The sequence below is a fragment of the Streptomyces sp. NPDC002076 genome (assembly GCF_053593835.1).
This window is the reverse complement of sequence record NZ_JBSFDI010000004.1, coordinates 464,010-487,797: the sequence shown is the minus strand read 5'-3', so window position 1 is coordinate 487,797 and position 23,788 is coordinate 464,010. Positions and strand designations below refer to the sequence as shown.

Sequence of the window (23,788 nt, the reverse complement as noted above, 5' to 3'; positions counted from 1 at the left end):
GGCGCCGTTCCTACGGTGTGGTCACCGCTCGGCGAAGGGCGGTGAGCGACGAGGGGACGGTAGTCATGCCGGTTGCGATCATCACGGGGGCTTCGAAGGGCCTGGGGCGGGCGCTCGCAGCAGCGCTGGCCGCGCGAGGCTGGGATCTGGTGCTGGACGCCCGGGGCGCCGAGGCCCTCGAGGAGGCGGCGGAGAGCGTCGCCGGGCCCGGCACGCGCGTGGTGGCGCTGGCCGGGGATGTGACGGATGCCGGGCACCGGGACGCGCTGGTGGCGGCCGCGCGCCGGCTGGGCGGGGTCGATCTGCTGGTCAGCAATGCGAGCGCGCTGGGTGCGGAACCGCTGGTACGGCTGGCCGAGCTGCCCGTGGAGGGGCTGCGGCGGGCGCTGGAGGTGAACGTCGTCGCCGCGCTCGGCCTGGTCCGTGCGGCGCTGCCGCTGCTGCGGGAGTCGCCGGCCGGGACGGTGGTCGCGGTCAGCTCGGACGCGGCGGCCGAGGCGTACGCGACCTGGGGCGGCTACGGCGCCTCGAAGGCGGCCCTGGACCAGCTGGCGGCGGTGCTGGGCGTGGAGGAGCCCGGCCTGCGGGTGTGGGCGGTGGATCCCGGGGACATGGCGACGGAACTGTACGCGGCGGCCGTACCCGGTGACGACGGTCCGCGTCCGGCGCCGGACACGGTCGTACCGGCGTTCCTACGGCTGCTGGACGAGCGGCCGGCCAGCGGGAGGTACGCGGCGCCGGCGCTGCTGGAGCGGCGATGAGGACCGGCATGGGGGTCCCCCCGCTCGAGCGAGGTCGAGAGTGGGGAAAGGTGCCGGAGGAGCTGTCCGCGCGCGTGCCCGCCGAGCAGCGGGGTCCGGGGCTGGGCCGGGACGCCGTACGGCTGCTGGTGTCGCGCGGTACAGAGGTGACGCATCACGCCTTCCCGGAGCTGCCGCTGCTGCTGCGGGCCGGGGACCTGCTGGTGGTGAACACCTCGCCCACGCTGGCCGCGGCGGTGGACGGGCGGGTCGGGCACGCGCGCGTGGTGGTGCATTTCTCCACGCGCGGGGACGATGGCCGGTGGGCGGTCGAGCTGCGGGAACCGGACGGGCGGGGTACCACGCGCGCGCGTACGGGCGTGCGTGCGGATACGGAGGTGGTGCTGCCGGGAGCGGGGCGGCTGGTGCTCCAGGAGCCGCTGAGCCCGCGCGGGCAGCGGCTGTGGTGGGCCCGGGCGGACGTGGACGTCCTCGGGATGCTCCGCATGCACGGGCGGCCGATTCGCTACTCCTATACAAAGGGGGAGCAGCCGCTGTCGGCGTACCAGACGGTGTTCGCGCTGCCGTCGCCGGACGGATCGGGCAGTGCGGAGATGCCGAGTGCGGCGCGCCCCTTCACCGCGGCCCTGGTGGCGGAGCTGGTGAGCCGGAGTGTGCGGTTCGCGCCGATCACGCTGCACACGGGGGTGGCGTCGGCGGAGGCGCACGAGCCGCCGTATCCGGAGCGGTTCTCGGTGCCGGAGGCCTCGGCGCGGCTGATCAACGCCGTGCGGGCGGGCGACGGCAGGGTGATCGCCGTGGGTACGACCGCCGTGCGGGCCGTGGAGTCGGCGGCGGGGACGGACGGGGTGGTGCGGGCGGCCGAGGGATGGACGGATCTGGTCGTGACACCCGAGCGCGGGGTGCGGGTGGTGGACGGGCTGCTGACCGGGCTGCACGAGCCCGAGGCCTCGCATCTGCTGATGCTGGAGGCGGTCGCGGGGCGGGCCGCGGTCGGCCGTGCCTACGAGGAGGCGCTCCGGAGGCGCTACCTGTGGCACGAGTTCGGCGACGTGCATCTCATCCTCCCGCCGGAGGGGCCTCACACAGAGCATTGCGATGGCAACTCCTGGTGAGACTCACACGTCTCCGATGTGAGCCCGCACATAGGGTCCACATCACGTACGAACGGACATAGGAGATAAAGCATCCCCGCATGAACGGGACAGACGGCCCAGTCTGTCCCGTTTTGCCGTTCCGCGATCCACTATGGAGGATCGTACGTCACATCTTTGCCAGGGAATTTTGCGCCAGCTAAGAATTACTCCCGTCGCTCAGCGCCGTGGGTCACCGGCCCGCGGCGTTCGTGTGGGAGGAGCCGATTCCCCCGGCGGACGCAGGAGCGACCTCCGCGCTATCGAAGAGGTCCATCAAGCCATGCCCAAGAACATCCTCAACCGTGCTCATAGTGCCCTGACCAAGCAGCACAAGCTCGCCATCGCCGGCGTCGCCGCTCTCGGCACCGCCGCCATCGCCGTCTCGGCCGTCCCGAGCAGCGCCGACACCGTCACCACCGGCGCCCCGGCCACGGCCGCCCAGGTCGCCACCAGCACGACGCTGAAGAACGTCAAGGGCACGGTCACCGACCAGCTCGCCGCCGAGACGGTCAAGCTCGACACGCTCGCCGCGCAGAAGAAGGCCGCCGACGAGGCCGCCGCCGCCAAGCAGCGCGCCGAGGCCGCGAAGAAGGCCGCCGCGCAGCAGGCCGCCGCCGACGCCGCCAAGAAGGCCGCGCAGGACCGTGCCGCCCAGGACGCCGCCAGCCGCTCCGCCCAGCGGATCGACATGCAGCCGGTCGCCGCGAAGACGTACGCCAACAACCTCGACGGCTGGATCCGTCAGTCGCTGGACATCATGAGGCAGCACGGCATCCCGGGCTCCTACAGCGGTCTGCACCGCAACATCATCCGCGAGTCCTCGGGCAACCCGATGGCCATCAACAACTGGGACATCAACGCCCAGAACGGCATCCCGTCCAAGGGTTTGCTCCAGGTCATCGACCCGACCTTCCGCGCCTACCACGTGCCCGGCACCTCGTGGAACATCTACGACCCGGTCGCCAACATCACGGCCGCCTGCAACTACGCGGCGCACCGGTACGGCTCGATGGACAACGTCAACAGCGCGTACTGAGGTCTGGCGCGGACCTCTGACACGTGACGCCGAAGGGCGGCACCCCCTCGCGGGGTGCCGCCCTTCCCGTCGTACCGGCACGGTTACTTGCGCATGACCTCCGGCTCATGGCGACGCAGGAAGCGGGCCACGAAGAAGCCGCAGACCACGCCGAGCGCGATCAGCGCGACCATGTCCAGCGTCCAGGCCCCGGCCGTGTGGTTCCACAGCGGATCGGTGTTGCCGGGGTCGTCGGCGTTCGGGGCGATGTTGTTGAAGTCCAGCGTGGCACCGGCCGCCGCCACCGCCCAGCGCGACGGCATCAGATACGAGAACTCGTTGACGCCGAGCGTGCCGTGCAGGGTGAAGAGGCAGCCGGTGAAGACGACCTGGATGATCGCGAACATCACGAGCAGCGGCATGGTCTTCTCGGCGGTCTTCACCAGCGAGGAGATCACCAGGCCGACCATCATCGAGGTGAAGCCGAGCGCCATGATCGGCACGCACAGCTCGAACAGGGTGGAACCGCCGAGCACGACACCCTGGTCCGGGATCTCACGGCTGGAGAAGCCGATCACACCGACCATCAGGCCCTGCAGCACCGTGACGGCGCCGAGCACGACCACCTTGGACATCAGGTACGCCGACCGGGACAGGCCGGTCGCGCGCTCCCGCTCGTAGATCACCCGTTCCTTGATCAGCTCACGCACGGAGTTCGCGGCGCCCGCGAAGCACGCGCCGACCGCGAGGATCAGCAGCACGGTGGTGGCGGTGCCGTTGGGGATGTGCGTGCCGGTCCGCGGGTTGATCGCCGCGTTGACCAGCAGGCCCCTCTTGTGGTCGATCAGCAGGCTGACCGCGCCGAGCACCGCCGGCAGGATCACCGTCAGCGCCAGGAAACCCTTGTCCGACACGATGACCGACACATAGCGCCGGATCAGGGTCATCAGCTGCGAACCCCAGCCCTGCGGCTTGGGCGGCTTCATGGCCTGCGGCGGAGGCATGTGTACGGCCTGCGGGGCGACCGAGTCCACGTCCGCGGCGTACATCTGGTAGTGCTGCGAGCCCTTCCAGCGGCCCGCCCAGTCGTAGTCGCGGTAGTTCTCAAAGGCGGAGAAGACGTCGGCCCAGCTGTCGTAGCCGAAGAAGTTCAGCGCCTCCTCCGGCGGGCCGAAGTAGGCGACCGCGCCGCCCGGCGCCATCACCAGCAGCTTGTCGCACAGCGCCAGCTCGGCCACCGAGTGGGTGACCACGAGGACCGTACGGCCGTCGTCGGCGAGGCCGCGCAGCAGCTGCATGACATCGCGGTCCATGCCCGGGTCGAGACCCGAGGTCGGCTCGTCCAGGAAGATCAGCGACGGCTTGGTGAGCAGCTCCAGGGCCACCGAGACACGCTTGCGCTGGCCACCGGAGAGGGAGGTGACCTTCTTGTCCTTGTGGATGTCGAGCTTGAGCTCGCGCAGCACCTCGTCGATGCGGGCCTCGCGCTCGGCGGCGGTGGTGTCGGCCGGGAAGCGCAGCTTGGCCGCGTACTTCAGGGCCTTCTTGACGGTCAGCTCCTTGTGCAGGATGTCGTCCTGCGGGACCAGACCGATGCGCTGGCGCAGCTCGGCGAACTGCTTGTACAGGTTGCGGTTGTCGTACAGGACCTCGCCCTGGTTGGCGGGCCGGTAGCCGGTGAGCGCCTTGAGCAGGGTCGACTTGCCGGAGCCGGACGGGCCGATGACCGCGATCAGGGACTTCTCCGGGACGCCGAAGGAGACGTCCTTGAGGATCTGCTTGCCACCGTCGACCGTGACGGTCAGATGGCGCGCGGAGAAGGAGACCTCGCCGGTGTCGACGAACTCCTCGAGCCGGTCGCCGACGATCCGGAAGGTGGAGTGGCCGACGCCGACGATGTCGGCCGGGCCCAGTTGGACCGAGCCGCCCTTGGGGATCGGCTGGCCGTTGACATAGGTGCCGTTGTGCGAGCCGAGGTCGCGGATCTCCAGCCGGCCGTCGGGCGTGGCGTGGAACTCGGCGTGGTGCCGGGAGACCTGGAGGTCGGAGACGACCAGGTCGTTCTCCAGGGCACGGCCGATGCGCATCACCCGGCCGACGGCGAACTGGTGGAACGTGGTCGGGCTGCGGTCGCCGTAGACCGGCGGCGCCCCCGCGCCACCACCAGGCGTCTTCTGCGCGTACTGGTCGGCGGGCCCGGCCTGCTGCTGCGGGAACGCGGGCGCCTGCTGCTGCCAGCCCTGCTGTGGGGCCTGCGCTCCCGCGGCCGCCTGGTGCGGTACGGACGGCTGCGAGGCCGGTGCCTGCGGCTGCGCGGCCTGTTGCGAGGCGGGGGCCTGCTGGGCCCAGCCCGGCGCTCCGGCGCCCTGCGCGGCGTACGGCGCCGGCTGCTGCCGACCGGCCGCGGCGTCCGACAGGTTCAGCCGCGGTCCGTCGGTCGCGTTGCCGAGGTGCAGCGCCGCGCCCGGCCCGATCTCCATCTGCTGGATCCGCCGGCCCTGCACGAACGTGCCGTTGGTGCTGCCATGGTCCTCGATGACCCAACTGCGGCCGTTGAAGCTGACCGTGGCGTGTCGCCAGGACACCCTGGCGTCGTCGAAGACGATGTCACCCTGCGGATCGCGGCCGAGGGTGTAGGGCCTGGACGGGTCCAACGTCCAGGTCCTTCCGTTTGATTCCAGTACGAGTTCCGGCACTCCATGCCCCACTGAGTTGTCCCCCGAATTGCCCCCATCATGGGGAGTCTAGGGATGTCGAACATCGGGGGGAACTATTTCAGGCCCGGCCCGCTGACCGAAACCCGGGCCTTGTCGACGGGCGCCCGCGCACGCTTCAACTCGCCCCGTTGACGGGGTTGAAACCGGGCCGGAGAGTGGTAATCCCGGCGAGGGGGACAAGCGCGGCTCCGGTGTCGCGCCGCGGATCGGGGGGTCTGCCATGAGGTCTGCCAAGAGCACCGAAACCGCGCCGCGTGCCACGACGGTGCCCTGGAAGGACGTCCTGCTGTCCGCGATCGCCGCGGTGAGCTGGGCGTTGATCGGTATGGCGGGCACGGCCGCGCTCGGCCTGCACCTGCTGAAGGCGGACGCGGCCGGCTCACTCGGCCCCATGACGGCGGCAGTTGTGGCGCTGGGGGTGGGTGGCTCGGTCACGCCGTCGGGCGATGTGTCCGCCTTCGGACTGAAAGGCGCCGCGGCCCACACCGCCATCGAGATCACGCCACTCGGGGTGAGCCTGGCGGGTGCCCTGCTCCTGTCATGGTTCTTCCTACGGTCCTTGCGCACGGCCGGAGTTGTCGTCGCACCCGCCGAACTCCTCGCCCGCGCGGGCACGGTCGTCGCGCTCTTCGTCGCACTGCTGGGCGGTCTCGCCTGGGCGGGTCACGACGTCGTCACCATCGACGGCGGCTCGCTCGGGCTGGACCAGCTGCCGGGCACGGGCGGCGAGGGAGGCGGCGGACTGAGCATCCCCGGCCTCGGTGACGTGAGCGGACTGCTGCCGGACCGGATCGGTGACCTCGTCCATGCCAAGGCCGCGGTCGGCTTCACCGTGGAGACGACGGCCACGCTGCTCGGCGGCGCGCTCTGGTGTGCCGGCGTGCTGCTGCTCGCCCTGCTCGCCTCCCGGCGCGCTCCCCTGCCACCGGGCTGGTCCGTCGTACACCGGGTGGTACGGCCCGCGGTCTCGGCTCTCGCCACCGTGCTGCTGGTGGCCGTTGCGGCGGGGCTCGCGGCGGCGGTGTACGCGGCGATCGGCGACGACCATCCCGGGCGGATCGCCGGTGCGGCCCTGCTCGGTACGCCGAACGGGGTCTGGCTCGGCCTGCCCCTCGGTCTGTTCGTCCCCTGGGACGGCCACGCCTCCGGCGTCCTCGGCAGGTCCCTCCCCCACCCGCTGGACCAGCTCCTCGGAGCGCACACCGATCAGCCCGTGACGCTGGGCCGGCTGGCCGACCTGGACGGCCGGGTGTGGCTGCTGGCCCTGGCCGCGGCCCTGGCGATGCTGCTGGCCGGCGTCCTGACGGCGGTCCGCACGCCGGTGGTGCGGCAGGCCGACAGCGCCCTGGGTCTCGCCGCGCGGTGCGGACTGCGCCTGGGCATCACCACCGCCCTCGCCCTGCCCCTGCTCGCCTGGCTGACGGGTGTGTCCGTCACCTCGTCCCTGTCGGTGCTCGGCTTCGACGCCTTCGACGCCGGCCTCGAACTGCACGGCCGCCTCGGCATGGCCCTGCTCCTCGGCGCGGCGTGGGGCGCGGGCGCCGGGGCGATCGGCGCCCTGACGGCCTGGGCGACGGGAGCGGCGGGGGGACGCGCGGTTTGGGCGGCTCGGGCGGCTCGCGGGATGCCGGGGGGCGTGGCGATCGGGGGTGGCCGGGGCGGGGGCGCCGGTGGTTCCGGACGCGGCGACGGTGTCGGGCCGTATGCGCCGAGCGCGCCGTACCGTCCGCCGAACCCGGACACGAATCCGTATCTCCAGGTGCCGCAGGACCTTCAGGTGCCGCGGGACCAGCGCGAGGAGGCGCCGGGTGCCGGGCCGGGGTCCGCCGGGGACGACATGTACGGCGCTCCGACCATCGCCCGCCCGCTCGGCTCCGCTCCCCCGCCGCCCCGGCGCCGTCCCCCAGCCCGGCGGGGTGAGCGCTCGCAGGGCTCCGACGGCACCGAATGGCCACCGCCGCCCCCTCCGCCGCCGCCCCCGGCACCTCCGGGGAAGCCGAAGCGCCGGGGGTGAGTCGGCCGGGGGCGCGCGCAAGCGCACGTCCTGCCCGTCGGGGCATCTCGTGGCACAGTCGTGGTGGGACCGGGGGCCGCCGTGTGCGGGCGGGCGGTGTCTCCCGGTGGAAAGATCCCTGACACCGGCGCGACATCCATTGTTCCGTGTCCGTCAGTCGGACCTCGACGGCGGACGGCACTGGGTGCCGGATACGGTGGTGACACCATGAGCGCTTCGCAGACCTCCGCTGAACAGACCCCCGAGGTCCCCACCCTCCTCGTCAAGATCTTCGGCAAGGACCGGCCGGGCATCACGGCGGGTCTCTTCGACACCCTCGCCGCCTATCTCGTTGACGTGGTCGACATCGAGCAGGTCGTCACCCGGGGCCGCCTGGTGCTGTGCGCGCTGGTGACGCAGCCGCCGGCCGGCCTGGAGGGCGATCTGAGGGCCACCGTGCACAGCTGGGCCGAGTCGATGAAGATGCAGGCGGAGATCATCTCGGGGCACGGCGACAACCGACCGCGCGGCCTCGGGCGTTCGCTGGTGACCGTCCTCGGCCATCCGCTGACCGCCGAGTCGACGGCCGCCATCGCCGACCGGATCGCGAAGGCCGGCGGCAACATCGACCGTATCTTCCGGCTCGCCAAGTACCCGGTGACGGCAGTGGAGTTCGCGGTCTCCGGTGTGGAGACCGAGCCGCTGCGCACGGCCCTGGTCACGGACGCGGCGGCACTGGGTGTCGATGTCGCGGTCGTCGCAGCGGGCCTGCACCGGCGCGCTCAGCGCCTGGTGGTCATGGACGTGGACTCCACGCTGATCCAGGACGAGGTCATCGAACTGTTCGCGGCGCACGCCGGCTGCGAGGACAAGGTCGCCGAGGTCACGGCGGCGGCGATGCGCGGGGAGCTGGACTTCGAGCAGTCGCTGCACGCGCGCGTGGCGCTGCTGCGGGGGCTGGACGCCTCCGTGGTGGAGAAGGTGCGCAACGAGGTACGGCTGACGCCGGGCGCCCGCACCCTGATCCGCACGCTGAAGCGGCTCGGCTACCAGGTCGGGGTCGTCTCCGGGGGCTTCACCCAGGTCACGGACGATCTGAAGGAACGGTTGGGCCTGGATTTCGCGCAGGCCAACACGCTGGAGATCGTCGACGGCAAGCTCACCGGCCGGGTCACCGGCGAGATCGTGGACCGCGCGGGCAAGGCCCGGCTGCTGCGCCGGTTCGCCGCGGAGGCCGGTGTGCCGCTGTCGCAGACGGTGGCGATCGGCGACGGGGCCAACGACCTGGACATGCTGAACGCGGCCGGTCTGGGCGTCGCCTTCAACGCCAAGCCGGTGGTCCGCGAGGCCGCGCACACGGCGGTGAACTTCCCCTTCCTCGACACGGTCCTGTATCTGCTGGGCGTCACCCGGGAAGAGGTCGAGGCGGCCGACACGCACGACGAGGGCTGAGCAGGCCACCTGAGCAGGCCTGAGATGCGCGAGGGCCCGGCACCGCACGGGTGCCGGGCCCTCGCCGCATGGGTGGGTCACTCCTCGGGCGCCCAGTAGTCCGTGAGCGTGGCCACGCCCGGCTCGAGGCTCTTCCAGGGGCCGTCGAAGGACAGCAGCGCGAAACCGGCGGCCGGGAAGCCGCGGCGGTTCATCCGGTCGCGGGCGTCGCCCTCGGCGGTGCCGGACAGGATGTCGGCCAGGCCGTGGACGCCCGGGTTGTGGCCGATCAGGATCACGTTCCGCACGTCGTCCGGAGTCTCGTTCAGCACGGCGATCAGCTCGCCGGGCGAGGCCTCGTAGACCCGCTCCTCGTAGACGGTCTTCGGCCGGTGCGCCAGTTCGTGGACGGCGAGCTTCCAGGTCTCGCGGGTCCGGTCGGCGGTGGAGCACAGTGCGAGATCGAAGGTGATGCCGGTGTCGGCCAGCTTGCGTCCGGCGACCGCGGCGTCCTTGCGGCCGCGCTCGGCGAGCGGGCGCTCATGGTCGGGCACCTGGGGCCAGTCGGCTTTCGCATGCCGGAGGAGGACGATACTGCGAGGTTCTGCGGCGCTCATGTGACCCAGCTTCGCATGAAACAGGCCATGCGGCGCAGGGAGTTGACATGCGGATTCATCGCGTACGGAGACTCCTGGTCAGCGCGTGAGGAGCTGGTGGGCGCGCTCGAAGAGGTGCGTGATCGCCGGGTCGCCGCTCGCCGCGTGGGCGTCCGACGGGTTCAGTATCAGCGCCAGCAGTGCGATGAAGGCGAGCGCGGGCAGGGCGAGGGCCCACCAGGGCAGCCGGATGTCGACGCCGCCCGTGGTCGCCGGGTGGGGCCGGGAGGGGGTGCGGGCCGACATGATCGCCTCCGTGGGTCTTCGAGCGGGTCCGTGACCGGGTCGTGCGGTCACATCTCGAAGCTACGGAATCCGGGGCGGCCAACCCATCCGGACGTCCACCCAGTTGACCCTGACCCTTTCCCCCTAGGGGATGGTGGAGCTAACCCCACCATCCGCCCGAAGACGCGGGCCGGGACGCGGCCGTCACGGGGAGGCGAGGGTCGCGATGACGGCGATGATCACGAAGATGGCGAAGAACGAGCCGAAGACGATCAGCATCTTCTTCTGGCCGTTCTGCGGGTTCGGGTCGAGCACAGGCTGCATGCGCCCAGTCTCGCACCCTCCGCTCCGCAGGGGTCGGCCGGGGCGGGGGTCGGTGCCTCGCGCCCCGCGTCCCGGCCCCCCAGGTCAGCCTGCGGTCGCCTCGTCCTCGACCGTGCGGTTGCGGCCCGCCAGGAAGCCCACCAGCATCTGCGGCAGCATCAGGCCCGTCATGAGGGCGATCGGCAGGCCCCAGCCGCCGCTCTGCTGGTAGAGCACGCCGACCAGCAGCGGGCCGGGGATGGAGATCAGATAGCCGGTGCTCTGCGCGAAAGCGGACAGCTGGGCCACGCCCGGCCCGCTCCGGGCCCGCATGCCGACCATCGTCAGGGCCAGCGGGAAGGCGCAGTTGGAGACGCCGAGCAGCAGCGCCCAGGCCCAGGCTCCGGCGGCCGGCGCGAAGTACAGGCCCGCGTACCCGGCGAGCCCGCACACGCCCAGGACCAGCACGATCGGTCCCTGGTGGGGCAGCCGGGTGGCGACCCGCGGGATGACGAAGGCCAGCGGCACGCCCATCACCATGGTCACGGCGAGCAGCACGCCCGCGGTGCCGGCCGGGACGCCGGCGTCGCGGAAGATCTGCGGCATCCAGCCCATGGTGATGTAGGCGGCGGTGGCCTGGAGGCCGAAGAAGACGGCGAGCGCCCAGGCGGTGCGGCTGCGGGTGATGCGCAGCGGCGCGTGCTGTGCCGCCGCCCCCGCCTGCCGTGTGTCCGTGCGCCGTACGTCCCCGTGCTGCGCCTTCCCACGCTGCTGCTCCGCGCGCTCCCGCTGCCCCGTCCGCGCGGTCGCGGCCTCGGCGCCGCGCTCCCGTACGAGCGGCAGCCAGGGCAGGACGGCGGCGCCCGCGAGGGCGCCCCACACGGCGAGGCCGGACCGCCAGCTGCCGCCGAGGGCGTCGGTCAGGGGCACGGTCACCGCGGCGGCGAGGGAGGTGCCGAGGGCGAGGGCCATCGAGTACAGGCCGGTCATGGAGCCGACCCGGTCGGGGAACCAGCGCTTGACGATGACCGGCATGAGCACGTTGCTGACGGCGATGCCCATGAGGGCGAGCGCGCTGGCGGCCAGGAACCCGGCCGTGTTGCCGACGAAGGGCCGTATCAGCAGTCCGGCGGTGATGGCGGCCATGCCGGCGCACACCACGGCGGCCGGTCCGAAGCGGCGGGCCAGCCGGGGCGCGGTGATGCCGAAGACCGCGAAGCAGAGCGGGGGCACGGAGGTGAGCACGCCGGCCACGCTGCCGCTCATGCCGAGCCCGTCGCGGACCTCCTCCAGGAGCGCGCCGAGGCTCGTGATGGCCGGGCGGAGGTTCAGCGCGGACAGGACGATGCCGATGACGACCAGGCGGACCGCCCACGCGCGCGTGCGGGCGGCACCGGGGGTCGCCCCGAGGCTGCTCGTCGTGGCGGCCGTACCGGGTTCGGTCGATGACATCGCCGTACGGGTCTCCACTGTCCGGGTTTCCTCACATGCCATGAGGCCCATCATAGAATCATGGGATGATTGGTTGTCCATTCCGTGTTCGGGCCCCGGGGCGTCCCCGTCCGGGCCTCGCGTGCGAAGGTGTGCCATGCCCCTGAGCCACCCGCGCCGTTCGGCGCTGTCCGAGCAGGTCATCGCCGAACTGCGCAACCAGATCACCTCCGGCGAGTGGCCGGTCGGCGCGCGCATCCCCACGGAGCCGGAGCTGGTCGAGCAGCTCGGCGTCGCCCGCAACACCGTCCGCGAGGCCGTCCGCGCGCTCGCCCACAACGGGCTGCTGGACATCCGGCAGGGCTCGGGCACCTATGTGGTGGCGACGAGCGAGCTGGCCGGCGTGATGCACCGCCGGTTCGCCGACGCCGATCCCCGGCACATCGCCGAACTGCGCGCCGCGCTGGAGTCGACCGCGGCGAAGCTGGCCGCCGAGCGGCGCACCGAAAGGGACCTCAAGCAGCTGGACGCGTTGCTGGACCGGCGCGAGGTGGCCTGGGAGACCGGCGAGGCGGAGGCCTTCGTGACCGCCGACGCCACCTTCCACCTGGCCGTCGTGGCCGCCTCCCACAACGACGTGATCACCGCGATGTACGCCGATCTGGGCGAGGTGCTTCGGGACTGGCTGCGCGCGGACGTGGGCGCGAAGCTGACGCCGGAGACGTACATGGACCACACGCGTCTGGTGGACGCGATCCGCACCGGGGACGCGGAGGCGGCGGCGGCCGAGGCCGCGAGCTATCCGTTCCTGTGCCGCCCGGGCCGGTTCAGCGCCCCTTCCGGTGACTGATCCAGCCGCTCAGTGCTCGTTCTGGTGGCTGATCCACACCGAGCGGACTTCCTTCCAGCACCGGCCCGTCAGCCGTACGGTCATGGCGGGTCCGGTGTCCACCGGTGCGCTGTCGGTGTCTATGTCCCACCAGCGGGCGCACTCGATGTGCAGACGCACGCGATCGGTGTCGACATAGGGATTGTGGCAGTACGCCACCACATGAGAGCCGTGGACGGTCGTACGGCAGGTGGCCCCGAAGAAGCTGGGCGCGGGGGGCTTTCCGTGGTCCACGCGCGCGTAGGGCATCGCGTCGTACGGCAGGAGGAGCACGAGGGCCACGGCCGCGGTCACCGGGGCCAGGCTTCGGGACAGGCGCACAACGGGACCTCCTCGGCCGGGCTGGGGAGGGACGCGTAGGGTGAACGCTCAATCCAGGGTGAGCCGCCCGGGCCGCGCGGCGCCCGGCAGGTGGGCCGAACGGGTGACGCCCCGCTCCCCGCGCTGCGGGAAACGGGGCGTCAGGGTACGAGGATCAGGCGCCGATGGCGTGCAGACCGCCGTCGACGTGGATGATCTCGCCGGTGGTCTTCGGGAACCAGTCGCTCAGCAGGGCGACGATGCCCTTGCCGGCCGGCTCCGGGTCCTTCAGGTCCCACTCCAGCGGGGCGCGGGTGTCCCAGACAGAGGCCAGCTCGCCGAAGCCCGGGATGGACTTGGCGGCCATGGAGCCGATCGGGCCCGCGGAGATCAGGTTGCAGCGGATGTTCTGCTTGCCCAGGTCACGGGCGATGTAGCGGCTGGTGGCCTCCAGGGCGGCCTTGGCCGGGCCCATCCAGTCGTACTGCGGCCAGGCGAACTGCGCGTCGAAGGTGAGGCCGACGACCGAGCCGCCGTTCTGCATCAGCGGCAGGCAGGCCATGGTGAGCGACTTCAGGGAGTACGCCGAGACGTGCATGGCGGTGGCCACCGACTCGAACGGCGTGTTGAGGAAGTTGCCGCCGAGCGCGTCCTGCGGCGCGAAGCCGATGGAGTGCACGACGCCGTCGAGACCGCCCAGCTCCTCGCCGACGACGTCGGCCAGCCGGCCCATGTGCTCGTCGTTGGTGACGTCCAGTTCGATGACCTTGGTGGGCTTCGGCAGCTTCTTGGCGATGCGCTCGGTCAGCGTGGGCCGCGGGAACGCCGTCAGGATGATCTCCGCGCCCTGCTCCTGGGCCAGCTTGGCCGCGTGGAAGGCGATGGAGGACTCCATCAGCACGCCGGTGATCAGGACGCGCTTGCCCTCGAGGATTCCGCTCATGGTGATCAGTGACCCATTCCCAGTCCGCCGTCAACGGGGATGACGGCTCCAGTGATGTACGAGGCGTCGTCCGAGGCGAGGAACCGCACCGTCGCGGCGATCTCCTCCGGCTGCGCGTAACGGCCGAGCGGCACCTGCGAGACGATGTTCTGGCGCTGCTCGTCGCTGAGCACCTTGGTCATGTCGGTGTCGACGAAACCGGGCGCGACGACGTTGAAGGTGATGTTGCGCGAGCCCAGCTCACGGGCGAGGGAGCGCGCGAAGCCGACCAGAGCGGCCTTGGAGGCGGCGTAGTTCGCCTGGCCCGCCGAGCCGAGCAGGCCGACGACGGACGAGATCAGGATGACGCGGCCCTTCTTGGCGCGGAGCATGCCGCGGTTGGCGCGCTTCACCACACGGAAGGTGCCGGTGAGGTTCGTGTCGATGACCGAGGTGAAGTCCTCCTCGGACATGCGCATCAGGAGCTGGTCCTTGGTCACGCCGGCGTTGGCGATCAGTATCTCGACCGGGCCGTGCTGCTCCTCGACCTCCTTGTAGGCCTGCTCCACCTGCTCCGGGTCGGTGATGTCGCACTTGACGGCCAGGCAGCCCAGTTCCGTCAGGGCGGCCGGCGGCTCACCCGAGCGGTACGTGATCGCGACCTTGTCGCCGGCGTCGGCGAACGCGCGGGCGATGGCGAGGCCGATGCCCCGGTTTCCTCCGGTGACGAGAACCGAGCGGCTCAACGGATCACCCTTTCGATAGCGGTCTGCAGATGTCGGACAACCCGCCCGGACACCTGGATGACAGGCGGCTTCATCGAAAACCTATCGGTACGGCGGGGCCCGTGGGCAATCGGGCACCGACAGTGGCGGGCGGGAGTCACTGTCGGATCCCTACAGAACCGCTCGGTCCGGGCGCGAAACGTGTGGTCCGCCGGGCCGCTCCCGCGACATGATCGGACCGACAGGCCACGACAGCAGGGAGACCTCCGTGCCTCATTCCATCGACGAAGCCTTCACGGCGCTTCCGCTAAGGTCCCTCGCCGACGCCGCTCTGGCACGCGCGCGTGCGCTCGGGGCCGAGCACGCGGACTTCCGGTTCGAGCGGGTGCGCAACGCGTCCTGGCGGCTGCGGGACGCCAAGCCCGCCGGGTCGTCGGACACCACCGACCTCGGGTACGCGGTGCGGGTCGTGCACAGCGGTACGTGGGGCTTCGCCTCCGGTGTGGACCTGACCATGGACGCGGCCGCCAAGGTGGCCTCGCAGGCGGTGGCCATGGCCAAGCTGTCCGCGCAGGTCATCAAGGCGGCCGGGTCGGATGAAAGGGTGGAGCTGGCCGACGAGCCGGTGCACGCGGACCGCACGTGGGTGTCGTCGTACGAGATCGACCCGTTCTCCGTGCCGGACGAGGAGAAGGCCGCGCTGCTGGCCGACTGGAGCACGCGTCTGCTGGCCGCGAAGGGCGTCAACCACGTGGACGCCTCCCTGCTCACCGTGCACGAGAACAAGTTCTACGCCGACACCGCCGGGACCGTGACGACCCAGCAGCGGGTGCGGCTGCATCCGCAGCTGACCGCGGTGTCGGTGGACGAGTCCAGCGGCGAGTTCGACTCGATGCGGACCCTCGCGCCGCCGGTCGGCCGGGGCTGGGAGTACCTGACCGGCACCGGCTGGGACTGGGACCAGGAGCTGGAGCGGATCCCGGAGCTGCTCGCCGAGAAGATGCGGGCGCCGAGCGTGCAGCCGGGCCTGTACGACCTGGTCGTCGACCCGTCCAACCTGTGGCTGACCATCCACGAGTCCATCGGGCACGCGACGGAGCTGGACCGGGCGCTCGGCTACGAGGCCGCCTACGCCGGCACCTCCTTCGCCACCTTCGACCAGCTGGGCAAGCTGCGTTACGGCTCCGAGCTGATGAACGTCACCGGCGACCGCACCGCCGAGCACGGCCTGGCGACCGTCGGGTACGACGACGAGGGCGTCGAGGCGCAGTCCTGGGACCTGGTGAAGGACGGCACGCTGGTCGGCTACCAGCTGGACCGGCGGATCGCCCGGCTCACCGGGTTCGACCGGTCCAACGGGTGTGCATACGCCGACTCCCCCGCGCATGTGCCGGTGCAGCGCATGGCCAACGTCTCGCTCCGGCCGGACCCGGCGGGGCTGTCCACGGAGGACCTGATCGGGAGTGTCGACCGGGGCATCTACGTGGTCGGCGACCGGTCCTGGTCGATCGACATGCAGCGGTACAACTTCCAGTTCACCGGGCAGCGCTTCTTCAGGATCGAGAACGGGCGGATCACCGGGCAGCTGAAGGACGTGGCGTACCAGGCGAACACGACCGACTTCTGGGGCTCGATGACCGCGGTCGGCGGTCCGCAGACCTACGTCCTCGGCGGCGCCTTCAACTGCGGCAAGGCCCAGCCGGGGCAGGTGGCCTCGGTGTCGCACGGGTGCCCGTCCGCCCTCTTCAAGGGCGTCAACATTCTGAACACCACGCAGGAGGCCGGTCGATGAGCGCCCGTACGAACAAGCCGCACGAGATCGTCGAGCAGGCGCTCGCGCTGTCCCGGGCCGACGGCTGTGTCGTCATCGCCGACGAGTACTCCACCGCCAACCTGCGCTGGGCGGGCAACGCGCTCACCACGAACGGCGTGACCCGCGGCCGTACGCTCACCGTGATCGCGACCGTGGACGGCAAGGAGGGCACCGCCTCCGGTGTGGTGTCGCGCTCGGCGGTCACCGCTCAGGAGCTGGAGCCGCTGGTGCGGGCCGCCGAGACCGCGGCGCGCGGAGCGGGGCCCGCCGAGGACGCGCAGCCGCTGGTCGGCGGGGTGGCGCAGTCGCCGGACTTCACGGACGCGCCCGCCGAGACCTCCTCCGCGGTGTTCGCCGACTTCGCCCCGGCGCTCGGCGAGGCGTTCGCACGCGCGCATGCGGGCGGCCGTGAGCTGTACGGCTTCGCCAACCACGAGCTGGTGTCGACGTACCTGGGCACGTCCACCGGGCTGCGTCTCAGGCACGACCAGCCCACCGGCACGCTGGAGGTGAACGCCAAGTCGCCCGACCGCACCCGCTCGGCGTGGGCGGGCCGCTCCACGCGGGACTTCAAGGACATCGACCCGGGTGCGCTCGACGCCGAGCTGGCGGTACGGCTCGGCTGGGCCGAGCGGCGCGTGGAGCTGCCCGCCGGCCGGTACGAGACGCTGCTGCCGCCCACGGCCGTCGCGGACCTGCTGATCTACCAGCTGTGGTCGGCGTCCGGCCGGGACGCGGCCGAGGGCCGGACGGTGTTCTCGAAGCCGGGCGGCGGCACGCGTGTCGGCGAGAGGCTCACCGAGCTGCCGCTGACCCTGCGCAGCGACCCGAACGAGCCGGGCCTGGAGTGCCCGCCCTTCGTGGTCGCCCACTCCTCCGGCGGGGACCAGTCCGTGTTCGACAACGGGCTGCCGACCCACACGACGGAGTGGATCGACGAGGGTGTGCTCAAGCACCTGACGACCACCCGGCACAGCGCGGACCTGACCGGGCTGCCGGTCGCCCCGGTCCTCGGGAACCTGATCCTGGACGGCGGGAACGACCGCTCTCTGGAGGACATGGTCGCGGGCACCGAGCGCGGGCTGCTGCTGACCTGCCTGTGGTACATCCGCGAGGTGGACCCGGCCACGCTGCTGCTCACCGGTCTGACCCGGGACGGCGTCTACCTCGTGGAGAACGGCGAGGTGACGGGACAGGTGAACAACTTCCGGTTCAACGAGTCGCCGGTCGACCTGCTGCGGCGGGCCACGGAGGCGGGCCGTACGGAGAAGACGCTGCCGCGCGAGTGGAGCGACTGGTTCACCCGGGCCGCGATGCCGGCGCTGCGGATCCCGGATTTCAACATGAGCTCTGTCAGTCAGGGCGTATAACCTCGTAGGCGTTCGTGGTCGGGTGTCACCCGGCTGCCCGAAGATCATCAAGGAGACACGAGAACCGTGACGGACATCGTCGACGAGCTGAAGTGGCGTGGGCTCATCGCCCTCTCCACGGACGAGGACGCACTGCGCAAGGCGTTCGCGGACGGCCCCGTCACGTTCTATTGCGGCTTCGACCCGACCGCGCCCAGCCTGCACCTCGGCAACCTGGTGCAGATCCTCACGATGCGTCGCATCCAGGAGGCCGGTAACCGGCCGCTGGCGCTGGTCGGCGGTGCCACGGGTCTCATCGGCGACCCGAAGCCGACGGCCGAGCGCACGCTGAACGCGCCGGAGACCGTAGCGGGCTGGGTGGACCGGCTGCGCGCCCAGATCGAGCCGCTGCTGCACTTCGACGGGCCGAACGCCGCTGTCATGGTCAACAACCTGGACTGGACCCAGGGCCTGTCGGCCATCGAGTTCCTGCGGGACATCGGCAAGCACTTCCGGGTCAACAAGATGATCGCCAAGGAGGCCGTCTCCCGGCGGCTGAACTCCGATGCGGGCATCAGCTACACCGAGTTCAGCTACCAGATCCTGCAGGGCATGGACTTCCTGCAGCTCTACCGGCGGTACGGCTGCGCCCTGCAGACGGGCGGCAGCGACCAGTGGGGCAACCTCACGTCGGGCACGGACCTCATCCACCGGGTCGAGCAGGACGCCGTGGTGCACGCGCTCGGTACGCCGCTGATCACCAAGGCGGACGGGACCAAGTTCGGCAAGACCGAGTCCGGCACGGTCTGGCTCGACCCCGAGATGACGACGCCGTACGCGTTCTACCAGTTCTGGGTGAACGCGGACGACCGTGACGTCTCGAAGTTCCTGCGCATCTTCAGCTTCAAGTCCCGGGAGGAGATCGAGGAGCTGGAGCGCCAGACGCAGGAGCGGCCGCAGGCCCGGGCCGCGCAGCGTGCGCTCGCCGAGGAGCTGACGACGCTGGTGCACGGCGCGGACCAGACGGCCGCGGTGATCGCCGCGTCGCGTGCCCTGTTCGGGCAGGGCGAGCTGTCGGAGCTGGACGGCCGGACGCTGGCGGCAGCGCTGTCCGAGGTCCCGCACATCCAGGTCGCCGAGCTGGGTCCGGTGGTCGACCTGTTCGCCGAGGTCGGGCTCGTCGCCAGCAAGTCCGCTGCGCGGCGGACCGTGAAGGAGGGCGGGGCCTACGTGAACAACGCGAAGGTCGGCTCCGAGGACGCGGTGCCCTCGTCCGAGGATCTGCTGGACGGGCGGTGGCTGGTGCTGCGGCGGGGGAAGAAGAACCTGGCCGCGGTGGAGGTCGTTTCCGTTTAGCGCCGTGGGGGCGGGGGGTGGAATACACCCCCGCGCCCCTTTCGGGGCGCCCCCACTCAGCGAGATCTCACGCCCCGGCCCTCTCCTGCTTCCGCTTGCCCAGCGTCGCCATGTACAGGGCGTCCACCGCTGCGACGATGATGATCGCCGCCACGAGCTGGAAGGCGTGCCGGGTCCAGTCGATGCCGGGGGTCGCGGCCACGCCGACGGCGCGGGCGACCGCGTTGCCCACGATGGCGCCGAGCATGCCGCAGATGGTGGTCAGCCAGAGCGGGCTGTGCTGCTTGCCCGGGATGACCGCCTTGGCGATCAGGCCCAGCACGAATCCCACGATGATCGCCCACAACCAGCCCATGGCTGCCTCCTCGTACGGCTCGACGTGAGCATTACGGCAAGTGTGGGTCGGTGGTCCGTACGGCGCATGTCGGGTTCCCCCGTGCGCGGTACGGCCGGTGGCGTTACCGCAGGCAGCGGGCGACCCGGTCTCGTGGGCTGCGCAGCCGCGGCGTAACGTAAAAGGCCGGGGCGAGCCGATGTGGGCGGATGGTGGAATGTGATGCGGAAACAGCACGGCGGCAACGTCCAGGTGTTCCGGATCACCGGCGCCCGGACGGGACTCGCCGAGGACGTACGGGGCCGGCAGCGCAGGTACGTCATCTCGATGACGATCCGCACGGTGTCGGTGATCCTCGCGGTCTCCCTGTGGAACGTCGAGCGGTACGTCGCCGTCGTGGCGCTCGTCGCCGGAGCGCTGCTCCCCTATATCGCCGTGGTGATCGCGAACGCCGGCCGGGAGCGGCCGCCGTCCCTGCCGTCCACGTTCATCACCGCGCCGACGCGGCCGATGATCACGCCGCCGCGGGCGGAGGAGGCGCAGGCGGAATCCGTTGCGGAGGATGCGGCGGCTCGTCCGACGGCGGCGGGCGGTGAGCGGTCGGACCCGATGTGACCGTTGCGGACCCGCCGGAAGCGGAACGCCGTCGCCCGTCAAGCTCAAGAAAAGCTCAGATGGATCGTGCAGTTCCAGTGCCGGGCGGCGGGGTGTCCGTGACATACTGCGTACGCGCTCCGCATCCCCCGTCGGAGCGACGGACCGACGCCGGGCAGCTCCCCCCGTGGCTGCTCGGCGTCGCCTTGTTCAGGCCCCTTCTGTACGACGAACCCGAGACGAACCCGTGAGTGACGAGACGCCGATCTGCTCCGCCAAGGGCTGCCGTGCCGCCGCCGTGTGGGTGCTGGCGTGGAACAACCCGAAGATCCACACGCCGGAGCGGCGCAAGACGTGGCTCGCGTGCGAGGAGCATCGCGAGCATCTTTCGCAGTTCCTCGGGGTGCGGGGTTTCCTGAAGGACGTCGTGAAGTTCGCCGACTGGCAGGATCCCGAAGACGCCTAGCCGCCGATCGCCGACATCGGCCGGTCCGGCTGGACGAACGACGGGTCGTCCAGGCCCGCTCCCGCCTTCTTCCCCCACATCGCCAGCTTCCAGATGCGGGCGATCTCCTCGTCGAGGGCGTCGCTGCGCAGCGCTGCCCGCAGGTCCGTCTCCTCCGTCGCGAAGAGACAGGTGCGTATCTGCCCGTCGGCCGTGAGGCGGGTGCGGTCGCAGGCCGCGCAGAAGGGGCGGGTGACCGAGGCGATGACGCCGACCCGGTGCGGGCCGCCGTTCACCAGCCAGCGCTCCGCCGGGGCCGAGCCGCGCTCGTCGGCGCCCTCGGGGGTGAGGTCGAAGCGGGTGCGCAGGGAGGCCAGGATGTCCCCGGCGGTGACCATGCCCTCGCGCTTCCAGCCGTGCTGGGCGTCCAGGGGCATCTGCTCGATGAACCGCAGTTCGTAGTCGTGCTCCACGGCCCAGGCCAGCAGGTCGGGGGCCTCGTCGTCGTTCATGCCCGGCATCAGGACCGAGTTGACCTTGACGGGGGTCAGACCGGCCTCGCGGGCGGCCTCGAGGCCTTCGAGTACGTCCTTGTGGCGGTCGCGGCGGGTCAGGGTCTTGAAGACGGCGGGACGGAGGGTGTCCAGGGAGACGTTGACCCGGTCCAGGCCGGCCGCCTTCAGCGCGGTCGCGGTGCGCTTGAGGCCGATGCCGTTGGTGGTGAGGGACGTCTGCGGGCGGGGGGTGAGGGCCGCGACGCGCTCGACGATGCCGACCAGGCCGGGGCGCAGCAGGGGCTCGCCGCCGGTGAAGCGGACCTCCTCGATGCCGAGCATGCGCACGGCGATGTCGACGAGGCGGACGATCTCGTCGTCGGTGAGCAGATCGGGCTTGGCCAGCCACTGCAGGCCCTCCTCGGGCATGCAGTACGTGCAGCGCAGATTGCAGCGGTCGGTCAGCGAGACCCTCAGGTCGGTGGCCACCCGGCCGTAGGTGTCGATGAGCACGTGGGCCCCCTCCCTCGATCCCGGATCACTCATTTTCCGTCACCTGCGAGCCTACGTGACACCACTGACAACGACAGCGGCCCGATCCGACGAGGTACGACACGGCCGCGTCGTAGGACCGTACAGCCCCGCACGACGCGGCCGTCGTACGAATCTCAGTGTGCTCCGGTGCCGGTCAGGGACCGCACCTCCAGTTCGGCGTACTTGCCGGCGTCCGGGACCTCCTTGGACAGCAGGGTGCCCACGACGCCGAGCAGGAACCCGACGGGGATGGAGATGATGCCGGGGTTCTCCAGCGGGAACCAGTGGAAGTCGACGCCGGGGAACATCGAGGCCGGACTGCCGGAGACCACCGGGGAGAACAGCACCAGGCCGACCGCGGTGACCAGGCCGCCGTAGATCGACCACAGGGCGCCCGAGGTGGTGAACCGCTTCCAGAACAGGCTGTAGAGGATGGTCGGCAGGTTGGCGGAGGCGGCGACCGCGAAGGCGAGGGCAACCAGGCCGGCCACGTTCAGGTCGCGGGCCAGGGCGCCGAGGACGATCGAGACCGCGCCGATGCCGACGGTCGCCCAGCGGGCCGCGCCGACCTCCTGCTTCTCGGTGGCCTGCCCCCTCTTGATGACGTTGGCGTAGATGTCGTGGGCGAAGGAGGACGACGAGGCCAGGGTGAGGCCGGCGACGACCGCGAGGATCGTCGCGAAGGCGACGGCCGAGATGGTGGCGAGCAGGATCGCGCCCCAGTTGGAGTCGACGCCGCCCAGATGCAGCGCCAGCAGGGGTGCCGCGGTGTTGCCCGCCTTGTTGGAGGCGATGATCTCGTCCGGTTTGATCAGCGCGGCGGCGCCGAAGCCGAGGGCGAGGGTCATCAGGTAGAAGGCGCCGATCAGGCCGATCGCCCAGATGACCGACTTGCGGGCGGCCTTTGCGGTCGGGACCGTGTAGAAGCGGATGAGGATGTGCGGCAGACCGGCGGTGCCCAGGACCAGGGCGAGACCGAGCGAGATGAAGTCCAGCTTGGTGGTGCCGGTGGCGCCGTACTTCAGACCGGGCTCCAGGAACGCCGAGCCCTTGCCGCTGTTGTCGGCGGCCTTGCCGAGCAGGTCGGAGACGTTGAAATGGAACTTCAGCAGGACCAGGAAGGTCAGCAGCAGAGCGCCCGCGATCAGCAGCACCGCCTTGACCATCTGGACCCAGGTGGTGCCCTTCATGCCGCCGATGGTGACGTAGACGATCATCAGCAGGCCGACCAGGGCGACGATGCCGATCTTGCCGCCGTCGCTGGTGATGCCGAGCAGGAGCGAGACGAGGACACCGGCGCCCGCCATCTGGGCCAGCAGGTAGAAGATCGAGACCACGATGGTGGAGGTGCCGGCGGCCGTGCGGACCGGGCGCTGGCGCATGCGGTAGGCCAGCACGTCGCCCATGGTGTAGCGGCCGGAGTTGCGCAGGGGTTCGGCGACCAGGAGCAGGGCGACGAGCCAGGCGACGAGGAAGCCGATGGAGTACAGGAAGCCGTCGTAGCCGAACAGGGCGATGGCGCCGGCGATGCCGAGGAAGGACGCGGCGGACATGTAGTCGCCGGAGACGGCGAGTCCGTTCTGGAAGCCGGTGAACTGGCGTCCGCCGGCGTAGAAGTCGGCGGCGTTCTTCGTCTGGCGGCCGGCCCAGACGGTGATGACGAGGGTCGCGGCGACGAACACCGCGAACAGGGTGATGATCAGCGTCCGGTGGTCGCTCGCCTCGCCGGCGGCCAGCGTGATCGCGGGGCTCATGCGCCGCCCTCCATCCGGGACTTGATGGCCTCCGCCTTGGGGTCGAGCCGGGTGGCGGCGTGCCGTGCGTACCACCAGGCGATGAGGAAGGTGGTGAGGAACTGGGCGAGGCCCAGGACGAGGGCCACATTGACGTTTCCGGCCACCTTGGTGCCCATGAAGCCGCTCGCGTAGTTGGAGAGCAGCACGTACAGCAGGTACCAGGCGGTGAAGGCGACGGCCAGCGGGAAGGCGAACGAGCGGTGGGCGCGGCGCAGTTCGCCGAACTCCGCGCTCTGCTGCACCTCGGCGAACTCCTCGGTGGAGGGAAGTGGGGCCCCCGGTGTGGCGGGGGGCGGTGTCTCGGTGGCCACGGGGTCTCCTCGCGTTGCGGAAGCAATGACGAACGGGGAGCTCGATCGTGCTGGCGCTCCCTGCCCAAGGTCCACGGCGCCACGCGAGGACCGGTTCAAGTCCTATGAGTTCTTTCGCAAGCGGTCTTGTCGAGCCATTGCCAAGTCATTGCCGAGCGGTGAGCCGTGGGTTAGCTTCTGCCTGCACCACTCGCCATGCACCTGCCCGAGCACCACCTGTGTCTCGGGCGGTTTTCGTATCCGGATGATGTGGAGATC

General features: G+C 71.0%; 23 protein-coding genes. 11 read left to right on the top strand and 12 right to left on the bottom strand.

Annotated elements, in window-relative coordinates:
* The first annotated feature begins 65 nt into the window (after positions 1-65).
* The 3 genes from ACWCQS_RS11940 to ACWCQS_RS11930 all read left to right on the top strand — a co-directional run bounded on the left by ACWCQS_RS11940 (position 66) and on the right by ACWCQS_RS11930 (position 2,933).
* A complete protein-coding gene (locus tag ACWCQS_RS11940; protein ID WP_451004289.1) occupies positions 66-761 on the top strand; it encodes an SDR family NAD(P)-dependent oxidoreductase in 696 nt (231 codons plus the stop codon).
* Positions 758-1,876, top strand: a complete 1,119-nt coding sequence (locus tag ACWCQS_RS11935) for an S-adenosylmethionine:tRNA ribosyltransferase-isomerase (protein WP_451004288.1) — start codon at positions 758-760, stop codon at positions 1,874-1,876. Before ACWCQS_RS11940 ends, ACWCQS_RS11935 begins: the two co-directional genes overlap by 4 nt.
* Positions 1,877-2,177: 301 nt before the next feature.
* Entirely contained in the window at positions 2,178-2,933 is a 756-nt protein-coding gene (locus ACWCQS_RS11930; protein WP_451004287.1) for a transglycosylase SLT domain-containing protein, read from the top strand.
* 83 nt (positions 2,934-3,016) lie between these two features.
* On the opposite strand, the gene ACWCQS_RS11925 is transcribed toward ACWCQS_RS11930, so the two are convergent.
* The gene (locus ACWCQS_RS11925) at positions 3,017-5,608 is read right to left on the bottom strand and encodes an FHA domain-containing protein (RefSeq protein WP_451004286.1); all 2,592 of its coding nucleotides are present in this window, start codon (positions 5,606-5,608) and stop codon (positions 3,017-3,019) included.
* A gap of 241 nt (positions 5,609-5,849) precedes the next feature.
* Here ACWCQS_RS11925 and ACWCQS_RS11920 point away from each other — a divergent pair, with 241 nt between their 5' ends.
* On the top strand, positions 5,850-7,643 hold the full coding sequence (locus ACWCQS_RS11920; protein WP_451004285.1) for a streptophobe family protein: 1,794 nt from the start codon (positions 5,850-5,852) through the stop codon (positions 7,641-7,643).
* 207 nt (positions 7,644-7,850) lie between these two features.
* Positions 7,851-9,074, top strand: coding sequence for a phosphoserine phosphatase SerB (serB, locus tag ACWCQS_RS11915; RefSeq protein WP_388634801.1), 1,224 nt, complete (start codon positions 7,851-7,853; stop codon positions 9,072-9,074).
* A gap of 77 nt (positions 9,075-9,151) precedes the next feature.
* On the opposite strand, the gene ACWCQS_RS11910 is transcribed toward serB, so the two are convergent.
* The 4 genes from ACWCQS_RS11910 to ACWCQS_RS11895 all read right to left on the bottom strand — a co-directional run bounded on the left by ACWCQS_RS11910 (position 9,152) and on the right by ACWCQS_RS11895 (position 11,743).
* Complete coding sequence (locus ACWCQS_RS11910) at positions 9,152-9,670, bottom strand: SixA phosphatase family protein (RefSeq protein WP_451004284.1); 519 nt, start codon at positions 9,668-9,670, stop codon at positions 9,152-9,154.
* A gap of 78 nt (positions 9,671-9,748) precedes the next feature.
* Positions 9,749-9,955, bottom strand: coding sequence for a hypothetical protein (locus tag ACWCQS_RS11905; RefSeq protein ID WP_451004283.1), 207 nt, complete (start codon positions 9,953-9,955; stop codon positions 9,749-9,751).
* A 183-nt stretch (positions 9,956-10,138) separates the two neighbouring features.
* Positions 10,139-10,258 carry an SGM_5486 family transporter-associated protein gene (locus tag ACWCQS_RS11900; protein WP_279617406.1) on the bottom strand — a complete coding sequence of 40 codons (120 nt, stop codon included), beginning with the start codon at positions 10,256-10,258 and terminating at the stop codon, positions 10,139-10,141.
* Between the two features lie 84 nt (positions 10,259-10,342).
* Entirely contained in the window at positions 10,343-11,743 is a 1,401-nt protein-coding gene (locus ACWCQS_RS11895; protein ID WP_451004282.1) for a CynX/NimT family MFS transporter, read from the bottom strand.
* Between the two features lie 82 nt (positions 11,744-11,825).
* On the opposite strand from ACWCQS_RS11895, the gene ACWCQS_RS11890 reads away from it, so the two are divergent.
* Positions 11,826-12,518, top strand: a complete 693-nt coding sequence (locus tag ACWCQS_RS11890) for a FadR/GntR family transcriptional regulator (RefSeq protein ID WP_451004281.1) — start codon at positions 11,826-11,828, stop codon at positions 12,516-12,518.
* A gap of 9 nt (positions 12,519-12,527) precedes the next feature.
* Here ACWCQS_RS11890 and ACWCQS_RS11885 read toward each other — a convergent pair whose 3' ends face one another.
* The 3 genes from ACWCQS_RS11885 to fabG form a co-directional block, all read right to left on the bottom strand.
* A complete protein-coding gene (locus tag ACWCQS_RS11885; RefSeq protein ID WP_451004280.1) occupies positions 12,528-12,878 on the bottom strand; it encodes a hypothetical protein in 351 nt (116 codons plus the stop codon).
* A 154-nt stretch (positions 12,879-13,032) separates the two neighbouring features.
* A complete protein-coding gene (gene fabI, locus ACWCQS_RS11880) occupies positions 13,033-13,800 on the bottom strand; it encodes an enoyl-ACP reductase FabI (RefSeq protein WP_365721999.1) in 768 nt (255 codons plus the stop codon).
* A 5-nt stretch (positions 13,801-13,805) separates the two neighbouring features.
* Complete coding sequence (gene fabG, locus ACWCQS_RS11875) at positions 13,806-14,525, bottom strand: 3-oxoacyl-[acyl-carrier-protein] reductase (RefSeq protein ID WP_450984958.1); 720 nt, start codon at positions 14,523-14,525, stop codon at positions 13,806-13,808.
* A gap of 247 nt (positions 14,526-14,772) precedes the next feature.
* Here fabG and ACWCQS_RS11870 point away from each other — a divergent pair, with 247 nt between their 5' ends.
* The 3 genes from ACWCQS_RS11870 to tyrS all read left to right on the top strand — a co-directional run bounded on the left by ACWCQS_RS11870 (position 14,773) and on the right by tyrS (position 19,022).
* Positions 14,773-16,296, top strand: coding sequence for a TldD/PmbA family protein (locus tag ACWCQS_RS11870; protein WP_451004279.1), 1,524 nt, complete (start codon positions 14,773-14,775; stop codon positions 16,294-16,296).
* Positions 16,293-17,687 (top strand): metallopeptidase TldD-related protein, encoded by a 1,395-nt coding sequence (locus ACWCQS_RS11865; RefSeq protein ID WP_451004278.1) that lies wholly within the window; start codon positions 16,293-16,295, stop codon positions 17,685-17,687. The genes ACWCQS_RS11870 and ACWCQS_RS11865 overlap by 4 nt, the downstream gene beginning before the upstream one ends.
* A gap of 66 nt (positions 17,688-17,753) precedes the next feature.
* Complete coding sequence (gene tyrS, locus ACWCQS_RS11860; RefSeq protein ID WP_451004277.1) at positions 17,754-19,022, top strand: tyrosine--tRNA ligase; 1,269 nt, start codon at positions 17,754-17,756, stop codon at positions 19,020-19,022.
* A gap of 67 nt (positions 19,023-19,089) precedes the next feature.
* Here tyrS and ACWCQS_RS11855 read toward each other — a convergent pair whose 3' ends face one another.
* Positions 19,090-19,377, bottom strand: a complete 288-nt coding sequence (locus ACWCQS_RS11855) for a GlsB/YeaQ/YmgE family stress response membrane protein (RefSeq protein ID WP_451004276.1) — start codon at positions 19,375-19,377, stop codon at positions 19,090-19,092.
* 201 nt (positions 19,378-19,578) lie between these two features.
* On the opposite strand from ACWCQS_RS11855, the gene ACWCQS_RS11850 reads away from it, so the two are divergent.
* Positions 19,579-19,971 carry a DUF3099 domain-containing protein gene (locus ACWCQS_RS11850; protein WP_451004275.1) on the top strand — a complete coding sequence of 131 codons (393 nt, stop codon included), beginning with the start codon at positions 19,579-19,581 and terminating at the stop codon, positions 19,969-19,971.
* A 226-nt stretch (positions 19,972-20,197) separates the two neighbouring features.
* Positions 20,198-20,416, top strand: a complete 219-nt coding sequence (locus ACWCQS_RS11845) for a hypothetical protein (protein ID WP_388634825.1) — start codon at positions 20,198-20,200, stop codon at positions 20,414-20,416.
* Here the strand turns inward: ACWCQS_RS11845 and moaA are convergent.
* The 3 genes from moaA to ACWCQS_RS11830 form a co-directional block, all read right to left on the bottom strand.
* The gene (moaA, locus tag ACWCQS_RS11840; protein WP_451004274.1) at positions 20,413-21,402 is read right to left on the bottom strand and encodes a GTP 3',8-cyclase MoaA; all 990 of its coding nucleotides are present in this window, start codon (positions 21,400-21,402) and stop codon (positions 20,413-20,415) included. The genes ACWCQS_RS11845 and moaA overlap by 4 nt on opposite strands.
* A gap of 155 nt (positions 21,403-21,557) precedes the next feature.
* Complete coding sequence (locus ACWCQS_RS11835; RefSeq protein ID WP_451004273.1) at positions 21,558-23,177, bottom strand: solute symporter family protein; 1,620 nt, start codon at positions 23,175-23,177, stop codon at positions 21,558-21,560.
* The gene (locus tag ACWCQS_RS11830) at positions 23,174-23,530 is read right to left on the bottom strand and encodes a DUF485 domain-containing protein (RefSeq protein WP_451004272.1); all 357 of its coding nucleotides are present in this window, start codon (positions 23,528-23,530) and stop codon (positions 23,174-23,176) included. Before ACWCQS_RS11830 ends, ACWCQS_RS11835 begins: the two co-directional genes overlap by 4 nt.
* Positions 23,531-23,788: the final 258 nt, after the last annotated feature.